This is a genomic window from Bacillus sp. V3B (genome assembly GCF_024494465.1).
Taxonomy (GTDB): domain Bacteria; phylum Bacillota; class Bacilli; order Bacillales; family Cytobacillaceae; genus Bacillus_BD.
On sequence record NZ_JAETXM010000016.1, the window covers coordinates 50,111 to 62,980 of the forward strand.

The window sequence follows — 12,870 nt, forward strand, 5'->3', positions numbered from 1 at the left end:
GAACACTTTTTCTATTATAATTGTTTCATAACTAAAGATCAAGTTTTATTTGTTTATATGTCTTTTATTTTGCATACCAGTTTTTCACTGCAGATCTTGATTCGAGAAACAAACTCTACTATGAAAGCAAAAATAAAAAGCAGATGAGTCGTCACTCATCTGCTTTTTATTTAAATAATTATTCAGAGATTGTAGCAACAGATCCAGCGCCTACTGTACGGCCACCTTCACGAATTGAGAACTTAGTACCTTCTTCGATAGCGATTGGAGCAATAAGCTCAACCGTCATTTCGATGTTATCTCCAGGCATTACCATTTCAACGCCTTCAGGAAGATTACAAATACCTGTTACATCAGTTGTACGGAAGTAGAACTGAGGACGGTAGTTTGTGAAGAATGGAGTATGACGTCCACCTTCTTCTTTAGATAAAACGTAAACTTGAGCTTTAAATTTTGTGTGCGGTGTAATCGAACCTGGCTTTGCTAAAACTTGACCACGTTGGATTTCTTCACGAGCAACTCCACGAAGAAGTGCACCAATGTTATCTCCAGCTTCTGCATAGTCAAGTAACTTACGGAACATTTCAACACCTGTTACAGTAGTTGCTTTAGGCTCTTCAGTTAAACCGATGATTTCGATTGAGTCACCAACGTTAACTTGTCCACGCTCAACACGACCTGTAGCAACAGTTCCACGACCAGTGATTGAGAATACATCCTCAACTGGCATCATGAATGGTTTGTCAGTGTCACGAGTTGGGTTTGGAATATACTCATCAACAGCAGCCATAAGTTCAAGAACTTTTTCTTCCCATTCTGCTTCACCTTCAAGCGCCTTAAGAGCAGAACCTTTGATAACAGGAATGTCATCACCAGGGAAATCATATTCAGAAAGAAGATCACGAATTTCCATTTCAACTAATTCAAGTAGTTCTTCATCATCTACCATGTCACATTTGTTCATGAATACAACTAGGTAAGGAACACCTACTTGACGAGAAAGAAGAATGTGCTCACGAGTTTGTGGCATTGGGCCATCAGCAGCAGAAACTACTAGGATGCCGCCATCCATTTGTGCTGCACCAGTAATCATGTTTTTAACATAGTCAGCATGTCCTGGGCAGTCTACGTGTGCATAGTGACGGTTTGCAGTTTCATACTCAACGTGTGAAGTATTGATTGTGATTCCACGCTCTTTTTCTTCTGGAGCATTATCGATTTGGTCATACCCGCGTGCTTCACCGCCACCTGCTTTTGAAAGAACAGTTGAGATAGCAGCTGTTAAAGTTGTTTTACCATGGTCAACGTGACCAATTGTACCGATGTTAACGTGTGGCTTTGAACGATCAAATTTAGCTTTTGCCATTAGGAAAAATCCTCCTTTAAATTAGAAAAGTTTTAAGTATAATTTTAGTTATAACCGTGAGAAGGGGCCCCTTCTCACACTATCTAAGCTTACATAAGTAGTTATACTTGAATAAAAAGGTAAAATCAATTATTCACCTTTATTTTTTTTGATAATTTCTTCAGAAATTGATTTTGGAACTTCTTCATAGTGATCAAAGTGCATAGAGAATACTCCACGCCCTTGAGTGCTTGAACGTAATGCAGTTGCATAACCAAACATTTCTGATAATGGAACCATTGCTTTTACAATTTGTGCATTACCACGTGCTTCCATACCTTCTACACGACCACGACGAGCCGTGACTTGACCCATAATATCACCTAAGTAATCTTCAGGGATTGTAACTTCTACCTTCATAACAGGTTCAAGGATAGCAGGGTTACATTTAGAAGCTGCATTTTTCAATGCAAGAGAAGCTGCGATTTTAAATGCCATTTCACTTGAGTCAACGTCATGGTATGATCCATCAAAAAGTCTAGCTTTAATATCAACTAGTGGATAACCAGCTAGCACACCTCTTTGAAGGGCATCTTCAAGACCTGCTTGAACAGCTGGAATGTATTCACGTGGAACCACACCACCAACGATACCATTTTCAAATTCAAATCCTTTTCCTTCTTCGTTTGGAGCGAACTCAATCCAAACATGTCCGTATTGTCCACGTCCACCTGACTGACGGGCAAATTTCCCTTCAACAGATGCAGCTTGACGGAAAGTTTCACGATAGGAAACTTGTGGAGCACCAACATTTGCTTCTACTTTGAATTCACGACGCATACGGTCTACAAGAATATCTAAGTGAAGTTCACCCATACCAGCAATGATAACTTGTCCAGTTTCCTGGTCAGTATGTGCTCTGAATGTAGGGTCTTCTTCTTGAAGTTTTTGTAAAGCTGCTGTCATCTTATCTTGGTCAGCCTTTGATTTCGGTTCAACAGACAATTGGATAACAGGCTCAGGGAACTCCATTGACTCAAGAATAACAAGATTCTTTTCAGCACAAAGAGTGTCTCCTGTAGTTGTATCTTTCAATCCAACAGCTGCTGCGATATCACCAGCATATACTTCTGAAATTTCTTGACGGCTGTTTGCATGCATTTGAAGGATACGTCCTACACGTTCGCGCTTACCTTTTGTAGAGTTTGTCACATATGATCCGGATTGAAGTGTACCTGAATACACACGGAAGAATGTTAATTTACCTACATAAGGGTCTGTCATAACTTTAAATGCAAGTGCTGAGAATGGCTCTTCATCATCTGCATGACGTTCTACTTCTTCGCCGGAATCTGGAAGAGTTCCTTTGATAGCAGGGACATCAAGTGGTGATGGAAGGTAATCAACAACTGCATCCAACATTTTTTGAACACCTTTGTTCTTAAATGCTGAACCGCAAATTACTGGGTAGAATTCTACATCACAAGTACCTTTACGAATTGCAGCTTTTAACTCTTCCTTAGTGATTTCTTCTCCACCAAGATATTTTTCCATTAGATTTTCATCAAGTTCGGCTACCGCTTCAAGCAACTTCTCACGGTATTCTTCAGCTTGAGCTTTATATTCCTCAGGAATTTCGATATCTTGCATATCAGTACCTAGATCATTTCCATACATAGTTGCTTTCATTTCGATTAGATCTATGATCCCTGAGAACTCATCTTCAGCACCAATAGGAAGCTGAATAGCATGTGCATTTGCTTGAAGACGATCATCAAGTGTACTTAAAGAGTAAATGAAATCCGCTCCAAGTTTATCCATTTTGTTAACAAATACAACTCGTGGAACTCCGTATGTTGTTGCTTGACGCCACACTGTTTCAGTTTGTGGCTCAACGCCTGATTGAGCATCTAGGACCGCAACAGCACCATCTAAAACACGTAGAGAACGTTCAACTTCAACAGTGAAGTCTACGTGTCCTGGTGTATCGATGATATTTACACGGTGACCATCCCACTGTGCTGTTGTAGCAGCAGATGTAATAGTGATCCCGCGTTCTTGCTCTTGTTCCATCCAGTCCATTTGAGATGCACCTTCATGTGTTTCACCGATTTTATGAATTCTACCAGTGTAATAAAGGACACGCTCAGTTGTTGTCGTTTTACCAGCATCAATGTGTGCCATGATACCGATATTACGAGTATTTGCTAAGGAGAACTCTCTTGCCATTTGGTCTTTCTCCTTCCTAGTTTAAGAGTAATTTTTATTAAAAAACTAATTCTACCAACGATAGTGAGCAAACGCTTTGTTTGCTTCAGCCATTTTATGAGTATCTTCACGTTTCTTCACTGATGAACCAGTATTGTTAGCAGCGTCTAGAATTTCATTAGCTAAACGCTCTTCCATTGTTTTCTCACCACGAAGACGAGAATAGTTTACTAACCAACGAAGACCAAGAGTTGTACGACGATCAGGACGCACCTCAACTGGGACTTGATAGTTAGAACCCCCTACACGGCGTGCCTTAACTTCAAGTACTGGCATGATGTTTTTAAGTGCTTGATCAAACACTTCCATTGGTTCTTTGCCAGAACGTTCACGAATTGTGTCAAATGCTGCATATAGGATTGCTTGTGATTTACCCCTTTTACCATCAACCATCATTTTGTTGATTAAGCGAGTAACAAGCTTTGAATTATAAATTGGATCTGGTAACACGTCTCTTTTTGCTACAGGACCTTTACGTGGCATTTTATTTCCTCCCTTCAGGAAAATTCTATTTAAGTTTATTATTTCTTAGCTGCTTTTGGTCTCTTAGTACCATATTTTGAACGACTTTGCATACGGTTGTTAACACCAGCGGTATCTAACGCGCCACGAACAATGTGATAACGTACCCCCGGTAAATCTTTTACACGACCGCCACGGATTAACACAACACTATGTTCTTGCAGATTGTGTCCGATACCTGGGATATATGCAGTTACCTCGATTCCGTTTGACAACCGCACACGAGCATATTTACGAAGCGCTGAGTTCGGCTTCTTTGGAGTCATTGTACCAACACGAGTACATACACCGCGTTTTTGTGGTGATGTTAAGTTTGTTTGTGCTTTTTTGAAACTATTGTAGCCTTTATTAAGTGCTGGTGATTTTGATTTCTCCACAATAGACTTACGTGGTTTACGCACTAATTGATTAATTGTAGGCATTGTTTTGTCCTCCCTTCACTTTTTTGTTAAGTCCACACATCCAGGTGGCTCATTTTAAAACAAAAACAAAGTTTTTGTAGATTATATCCACAAAAACGATTTTAAATAGTAATAGCAACAACTGCTGCATCCACTTTAATTCCACATGTTTTACCAAGTTTTTTCATCGAGTCAACATATGTGACTGGGATATTAGCTTCATTTGCAAGTAACACGATTTTCGACGTCAACCTAGGATCCGCATCAATCGCAACGAGAATTTCACTAGCTATCTCAGATTTTATGGCTCTAGCAGTTTGCTTTGTTCCTACGATAACACTTTTAGTCTGAAATACTTTTTCATAAGACATAAAAATATCCTCCAAAGTATCCGGTTATGAGGAGCACCTTTGCAATATTATCACTTAGGGTTAACGTTGTCAATACGTTATTGAATCTTTTTTGCAAAAAAGCATTACTGTAGTAAGTTACATCGGACATTTTTCCTTTTTTACAATCAATGAAATGGTTATCACACAGCACTCTATATGCAGAGTACTGTGCGATTCATTTATTCTACTGTTACTTGAGGTTCTACTGTTTCTTCATTGTTTGTAATAGGCTCAGCTCTCCGGTACCGTGACATTCCGGTTCCTGCAGGAATTAGTTTTCCTATAATAACATTTTCCTTCAAGCCTAGTAACTCATCACGTTTTCCTTTTATTGCTGCATCTGTTAGAACTCTAGTTGTTTCTTGGAAGGAAGCAGCTGATAAGAAGGAGTCCGTTTCAAGAGAAGCTTTTGTAATTCCTAGTAAAACAGGTCGGCCTGTAGCTGGTGCTTTTCCACTGAGCAATGCTTTTTTATTAGCATCTGTGAACTGGTGAATATCAAGCAATGTTCCAGGAAGTACATCTGTTTCTCCTGCTTCAATTACACGAACTTTACGAAGCATTTGACGAACCATTACTTCAACGTGTTTATCACCGATTTCCACACCTTGCATACGGTAAACCTTTTGAACTTCTTTTAACAAGTACTCTTGAACAGTCATAACATCTTTTACTTTAATTAATTCTTTTGGATCAATAGAACCTTCCGTTAACTCTTGACCCATTATTACGTGATCATTTACAGCTACTTTTAGCCTTGCTGTATATGGCGCAGTGTAGGTGCGTGTTTCTAATTTCCCTTGGACAACCATTTCATGCTGGCGATCACGGCCTTCATTAATAGATACTACAGTTCCATCAATTTCAGTGATAACCGCAACCCCTTTAGGGTTTCGAGCTTCAAAAATCTCCTGAATACGTGGTAAACCTTGTGTAATATCATCACCGGCAACACCGCCCGTATGGAAAGTACGCATCGTTAACTGTGTACCCGGTTCCCCGATCGATTGAGCTGCAATAATTCCGACTGCTTCTCCGACTTCAACTTCTTGTCCAGTAGCAAGATTTCGTCCATAACATTTCTTACAAACACCGTGACGAGTATTACATGTGAAGGCAGAACGAATCCAAACTTCTTCAATATTTAATGAAGTAATTTCTACAGCAAGGTCTTCAGTGATCAAACTATTTTCTGGTACGATCACTTCTTTTGTCTCTGGATGTCTAATCGCTTTTCTAGTATAACGCCCAATTAAACGTTCTTCCAAAGTTTCAATGACTTCCGTACCATCTTTTAGTGCTGAGATTAAAAGACCACGATCAGTACCACAGTCATCATCACGAACAATGACATCTTGTGCTACATCAACGAGACGTCTCGTTAAGTAACCTGAGTCAGCTGTTTTTAGCGCTGTATCTGCTAGACCTTTACGAGCACCATGTGTTGAGATAAAGTACTCTAACACAGTTAGACCTTCTCGGAAACTTGAGATGATTGGTAACTCAATGATACGTCCAGCCGGGTTCGCCATCAACCCACGCATTCCTGCAAGCTGTGTAAAGTTAGATGCATTACCACGAGCACCGGAATCACTCATCATGAAGATCGGATTTGTATTCTCTAATGAATCCATTAGTTTCGACTGAATCGTATCTTTCGCTGCACTCCATATTGAGATAACACGATCATATCGCTCGTCTTCTGTGATTAAACCACGTCTAAATTGCTTTAATACATTATCGACTTTAATATGCGCTTCATCAATAATCTCTTTTTTCTCAGCTAATACAACGATATCTGAAACCCCAACGGTAATACCTGCTTTAGTCGAATACTTGAATCCGAGATCTTTCATACGATCAAGCATTTTCGATGTTTCAGTGATCTTGAACCGCTTGAAGACTTCGGCAATAATGTTACCAAGAATCTTTTTCTTAAACGGATCAACTACAGGCATATCTCCGATAATAGCCTTAACATCAGCACCTTGTTCTACAAAGTACCTATCAGGTGTTTTTTCTTCAAGATTTGCTTTAGTTGGTTCGTTGATATAGGGAAATGACGTTGGCAGTATTTCATTGAAAATCAATTTACCAACTGACGTAATTAATAGCTTTTTATTCTGCTCTTCTGTAAACGTCTCATTATTGAGAGAGCTAGATTGTACAGCTATTCGGGTATGCAAGTGGACATATCCATTTTGATAAGCCAAAAGAGCTTCATTGATATCATTGAAGATCATTCCCTCACCAACAGTACCTGCTCTTTCAAGCGTTAAATAGTAGTTTCCCAGCACCATATCTTGAGAAGGAGTAACAACTGGCTTTCCGTCTTTCGGATTCAAAATGTTTTGTGCAGCAAGCATCAATAGACGGGCTTCCGCCTGTGCTTCTGATGAAAGCGGAACATGCACAGCCATTTGGTCACCATCAAAATCCGCATTATATGCCGTACACACAAGTGGATGAAGACGAATAGCTTTTCCTTCTACAAGAGTAGGTTCAAAAGCTTGAATTCCTAATCTGTGTAGTGTTGGGGCACGGTTTAGCAGAACAGGATGCTCTTTAATAACCTCTTCTAATACATCCCATACTTCTGGTTGTACTCTTTCTATTTTACGTTTGGCCGACTTAATATTATGGGCTAGGCCTTTTTCTACAAGTTCCTTCATAACAAAAGGCTTGAAAAGCTCTAATGCCATATCTTTTGGAAGACCACATTGATACATTTTAAGATTAGGACCAACGACAATAACAGAACGACCTGAATAATCAACACGTTTCCCCAATAAGTTTTGACGGAAACGTCCTTGTTTACCTTTTAACATATGGGATAGCGATTTCAATGGTCTATTACCCGGACCTGTTACAGGACGACCACGACGACCATTATCAATTAATGCATCTACTGCTTCTTGCAGCATTCGTTTTTCGTTTTGAACAATAATGCTTGGTGCACCAAGATCTAAAAGTCGCTTAAGGCGGTTATTACGGTTAATCACCCGACGGTATAAGTCATTTAAATCTGAAGTAGCAAAACGACCCCCATCAAGCTGAACCATTGGTCGAAGTTCAGGAGGAATAACAGGTAGAACATCAAGAATCATCCAAGAAGGTTCATTACCTGAACCACGAAAAGATTCAATGACTTCTAGACGTTTAATTGCACGAGTTCGACGCTGTCCTTGTGCCGTTTTTAACTCTTCCTTCAGCATTTCTGCTTCTTTTATTAAATCAATATCTGAAAGAAGTTTTTTAATTGATTCAGCACCCATTGATGCTTGGAATTTATTCCCGTACTTTTCACGATATGCACGGAATTCTTTTTCAGATAGTAGCTGTTTCTTTTCAAGAGTCGTATCACCTGGATCAGTGACAACATATGAAGCAAAATAGATGACTTCTTCAAGTGCGCGAGGGGACATATCAAGGACAAGACCCATCCGACTTGGAATTCCTTTAAAATACCATATGTGAGAAACAGGGGCAGCTAACTCAATATGTCCCATGCGTTCACGACGAACCTTTGCACGTGTTACCTCAACACCACATCGATCACACACTACACCTTTATAGCGAACGCGTTTATACTTCCCACAATGACATTCCCAGTCCTTTTGCGGTCCAAAAATACGTTCACAAAATAAGCCGTCTTTTTCCGGCTTTAATGTACGATAGTTAATGGTTTCTGGCTTTTTTACCTCACCAAATGACCATGATCGAATTTTATCTGGTGATGCTAAACCTATTTTCATAAACTCAAAATTATTTACATCAAGCAAGGGGCCTACCTCCCTTTTCATCTCCGGGTTCTACCCTAATTGCTACTATTCCCGCTTTATTAACGGGTCATTTCCGTTTCAAAGAGTAAAGAATACCTTCTAATCATTTATAAACATTTATTGTAGTAGCGTAACAAGTTATTTAAGCAATTCTTGGATTAACCTTCAGCTAATAAACGGTATACCATACATACCCATTTATCAGCTGAAAGAGCATCCTTACAAATTATTTAGCCTGTTTCAATCTTTATTCGTTCAAACCAACTTTTTCTGACTCAACATTTTGTAATTCTGGAGATACGGTGATTGATTCTGCTTGTTGAATCTCTTCCTCATCTTCCTGATCACGCATTTCAATTTCTTGTTCATCACCTGATAGGATCTTAACGTCCAAACCTAGACTTTGAAGTTCTTTTATTAATACTTTAAATGATTCTGGAACACCTGGTTCTGGAACATTTTCACCTTTAACAATCGCCTCGTACGTTTTCACACGTCCTACAACATCATCAGACTTAACTGTTAAAATTTCCTGTAGAGTGTAAGCAGCACCGTAGGCTTCAAGTGCCCAAACTTCCATTTCCCCAAAGCGCTGTCCACCAAATTGGGCTTTACCACCAAGTGGCTGTTGCGTAACAAGAGAATATGGACCTGTTGAACGAGCATGAAGCTTATCATCTACCATGTGAGCCAATTTGATCATGTACATGACACCTACAGAGACTCGATTATCAAACGGTTCACCTGTTCTGCCATCGTATAGCACAGTCTTGGCATCATGAGCCATCCCAGCTTCCTGAATTGTTTCCCAAACATCTTCTTCCCTTGCACCATCAAATACTGGTGATGCAACATGTATATCTAAATATCTTGCTGCCATTCCTAAATGGAGCTCTAGCACCTGTCCAATGTTCATCCGTGAAGGAACCCCTAGTGGATTCAACATGATGTCAATAGGTGTACCATCTGGTAAATAAGGCATATCTTCTTCTGGTAAAATCCTCGAGATTACCCCTTTATTACCATGTCGCCCAGCCATTTTGTCTCCAGCAGATATTTTACGTTTTTGAATAATATAGACGCGTACAAGTTGATTTACTCCTGGTGGAAGTTCATCTCCATCTTCCCGATTAAAGACTTTCACATCTAATACAATACCACCGCCACCATGTGGGACACGAAGCGAAGTATCACGAACTTCACGAGCCTTTTCACCAAAGATCGCATGTAATAAACGTTCTTCAGCAGTTAATTCTGTAACCCCTTTTGGTGTTACTTTACCAACTAGAAGGTCTCCATCTTTCACTTCTGCTCCTGTACGAATAATCCCTCGTTCGTCAAGGTTACGAAGAGCGTCTTCTCCAACATTTGGGATGTCACGAGTAATTTCTTCAGGTCCGAGCTTTGTATCACGAGACTCTGATTCATATTCGTCAATATGAAGAGATGTATACACATCATCTTTTACTAGACGTTCACTCATAATAATGGCATCCTCATAGTTATAGCCATCCCATGTCATAAATCCAACAAGGACATTGCGTCCTAACGCCAATTCTCCAAGTTCCATTGAAGGTCCGTCAGCTAAGACTTCTCCTTTTGTCACTCGGTCGCCAACAGCGACAATTGGACGTTGGTTGTAACATGTACTTTGATTAGAACGCACAAATTTCAACATTCGGTACTTATCGAGATTTCCTTTTACTTCTTGAGTATCTACTTCCTCAATACGGCGCACCCAGACTTCACGCGCTTCAACATGCTCAACAATACCTTCATATTTACATATAACCGCCGCTCCTGAGTCTTTTCCAGATACATATTCCATACCTGTCCCAACTCTAGGTGCTTCCGGCTGCATAAGTGGTACAGCTTGACGTTGCATGTTCGCACCCATTAAAGCACGGTTAGAGTCATCGTTTTCAAGGAAAGGAATACATGCTGTTGCCGCTGAAACTACTTGTTTTGGCGAAACATCCATGTAGTCAATTCTTTCTCGTGCAACAGTCGTATTTTCACCACGGAAACGAGAAACAACTTCATCATCAAGAAAGGCGCCTTCATCATCTAGCCGAGAGTTTGCTTGTGCGACAACATAATTGTCTTCCTCGTCAGCCGTTAAATAATCAATATGACTAGTTACCTTGCCTGTTTCTGGGTCAACTTTTCTATATGGTGTTTCAATAAAGCCGAAACGGTTCACTTTTGCAAAAGATGATAGTGAGTTAATCAATCCGATATTTGGACCCTCTGGTGTTTCAATCGGACACATTCTTCCATAGTGAGAATAGTGAACATCACGAACTTCCATCCCTGCTCGTTCACGCGTTAATCCACCAGGTCCTAATGCAGATAGACGTCTTTTATGAGTCAATTCCCCCAGTGGGTTCGTTTGATCCATAAACTGTGATAATTGAGAACTTCCAAAGAACTCCTTGATTGAAGCAATAACAGGACGAATATTAATTAACTGCTGAGGTGTAATTGTATTTGTATCCTGAATAGACATTCTTTCCCGTACAACACGTTCCATTCTGGATAAACCAATTCTAAATTGATTTTGTAAAAGCTCACCAACAGAACGTAGTCTTCTATTACCTAAGTGGTCAATATCATCAGTAAGACCAACTTCATGCAAAAGATTGAAAAAGTAACTAATTGAAGCAATGATATCAGCTGGTGCAATGTGTTTAACTGCCTCTTCAACATAAGCATTGCTTATAACATTTATTTCTTTTTCACCATCTTCATTTGGAGCAAATATTTTAATGGACTGAAGAAGAACTTCTTCTTCAACAACACCACCGTATGGAGAATAAGTTTTAAAACCTATATTCTTTTCCAAACTTGGAATGATTCGATCCAAATTACGTCGGTCAAGTAGCGTTCCCTTTTCAGCAATAATTTCACCAGTTTCAGGATCAACTAGATTCTCAGCTAAACGCTGACCGAATAATCTATTTTTTATATGAAGCTTTTTGTTCATTTTATAACGTCCCACATTCGCCAAATCATAGCGCTTAGGGTCAAAGAACCTTGAAACCAGTAGACTTTTTGCATTATCAACTGTTGGTGGTTCACCAGGACGTAGACGTTCATATATTTCTAACAATGCTTTTTCAGAGCCTTCCGTATTATCTTTTTCTAAAGTATTACGGAGATACTCATTGTCTCCAATCAAATCAAGTATCTCTTGATCTGACCCGAAACCTAGTGCACGCAAAAGAACCGTAACGGGCAGTTTCCGAGTACGATCAATTCTCACATACACAACATCTTTGGCATCTGTTTCATATTCAAGCCATGCACCACGGTTTGGAATAACCGTCGCTGTGTAGCCCTTTTTGCCGTTTTTATCCAATTTTCCGCTGTAGTAGACGCTCGGTGAACGCACGAGTTGAGAAACAATAACACGCTCTGCCCCATTAATGACAAATGTACCTGTTTCTGTCATAAGAGGGAAATCACCCATAAAGACATCCTGGTCTTTCACTTCACCCGTTTCTTTATTTACAAGACGTACTTTCACACGCAATGGTGCTGAATATGTAACATCCCGTTCTTTCGATTCTGGAACAGAATACTTTGGTTCGCCAAGACTGTAATCAATAAAATCAAGTGATAGATTACCAGTAAAATCTTCAATTGGTGAAATATCTTGGAACATTTCACGCAAACCTTCATCAAGAAACCATTGATAAGAAGAGGTTTGTATTTCAATAAGATTTGGTAACTCTAAAACTTCACTGATTCGTGCATAACTTCTTCGTTGGCGGTGTCGTCCATACTGAACAAGTTGACCTGTCAACAGATTCACCCCTCAAATCAAGCGTTATTATAATATTTATTACTAACTTATAGTACATACATTGAAGCAAAAAACAAACTAGCAAAAGAATATTTATTACCTTCTTAACCTAGTTACCATTGACCTACCACTCTCGATAGAGTTAGACGATTGTCCATTCATAGAACTCACATAAATTCCATAAGACAAAAAGAAAAAGGGTTTTTAACTCAAAACCACATTCTCACATTACGACTATTATTTTCTTAGTTTCTCCATTCAAACTAATTTTATACAACTTTCGATAAAATTAGTAATAAAGGGAAAATAATCTATTGGCATTTTACAATGCTAACACAACAGTATTGGCTAG

At 39.4% G+C, this 12,870-nt stretch carries 7 protein-coding genes; all 7 read right to left on the minus strand.

Going from position 1 to position 12,870, the window contains the following annotated elements; translation table 11 throughout:
- Window positions 1-178 precede the first annotated feature (178 nt).
- Entirely contained in the window at window positions 179-1,366 is a 1,188-nt protein-coding gene (gene tuf / locus JMM81_RS16290; protein ID WP_256242613.1) for an elongation factor Tu, read from the minus strand.
- Between the two features lie 129 nt (window positions 1,367-1,495).
- Complete coding sequence (gene fusA / locus JMM81_RS16295) at window positions 1,496-3,574, minus strand: elongation factor G (RefSeq protein ID WP_256242614.1); 2,079 nt, start codon at window positions 3,572-3,574, stop codon at window positions 1,496-1,498.
- A 51-nt stretch (window positions 3,575-3,625) separates the two neighbouring features.
- The gene (gene rpsG, locus JMM81_RS16300) at window positions 3,626-4,096 is read right to left on the minus strand and encodes a 30S ribosomal protein S7 (RefSeq protein ID WP_256242615.1); all 471 of its coding nucleotides are present in this window, start codon (window positions 4,094-4,096) and stop codon (window positions 3,626-3,628) included.
- Window positions 4,097-4,134: 38 nt separating this feature from the next.
- A complete protein-coding gene (gene rpsL / locus JMM81_RS16305; RefSeq protein ID WP_256242616.1) occupies window positions 4,135-4,557 on the minus strand; it encodes a 30S ribosomal protein S12 in 423 nt (140 codons plus the stop codon).
- Between the two features lie 101 nt (window positions 4,558-4,658).
- Window positions 4,659-4,907, minus strand: coding sequence for a 50S ribosomal protein L7ae-like protein (locus tag JMM81_RS16310; RefSeq protein ID WP_256242617.1), 249 nt, complete (start codon window positions 4,905-4,907; stop codon window positions 4,659-4,661).
- A gap of 200 nt (window positions 4,908-5,107) precedes the next feature.
- Entirely contained in the window at window positions 5,108-8,710 is a 3,603-nt protein-coding gene (gene rpoC / locus JMM81_RS16315) for a DNA-directed RNA polymerase subunit beta' (protein WP_256242618.1), read from the minus strand.
- Window positions 8,711-8,957: 247 nt separating this feature from the next.
- Window positions 8,958-12,518, minus strand: coding sequence for a DNA-directed RNA polymerase subunit beta (rpoB, locus tag JMM81_RS16320; protein ID WP_256242619.1), 3,561 nt, complete (start codon window positions 12,516-12,518; stop codon window positions 8,958-8,960).
- Between the last annotated feature and the right edge of the window lie 352 nt (window positions 12,519-12,870).

Bases quoted from the DNA above. Each gene is read 5' to 3' on its own strand.
- rpsG (WP_256242615.1), bottom strand. From the start codon at position 4,096: ATGCCACGTAAAGGTCCTGTAGCAAAAAGAGACGTGTTACCAGATCCA.
- fusA (WP_256242614.1), bottom strand. From the start codon at position 3,574: ATGGCAAGAGAGTTCTCCTTAGCAAATACTCGTAATATCGGTATCATG.
- tuf (WP_256242613.1), bottom strand. From the start codon at position 1,366: ATGGCAAAAGCTAAATTTGATCGTTCAAAGCCACACGTTAACATCGGT.
- JMM81_RS16310 (WP_256242617.1), bottom strand. From the start codon at position 4,907: ATGTCTTATGAAAAAGTATTTCAGACTAAAAGTGTTATCGTAGGAACA.
- rpsL (WP_256242616.1), bottom strand. From the start codon at position 4,557: ATGCCTACAATTAATCAATTAGTGCGTAAACCACGTAAGTCTATTGTG.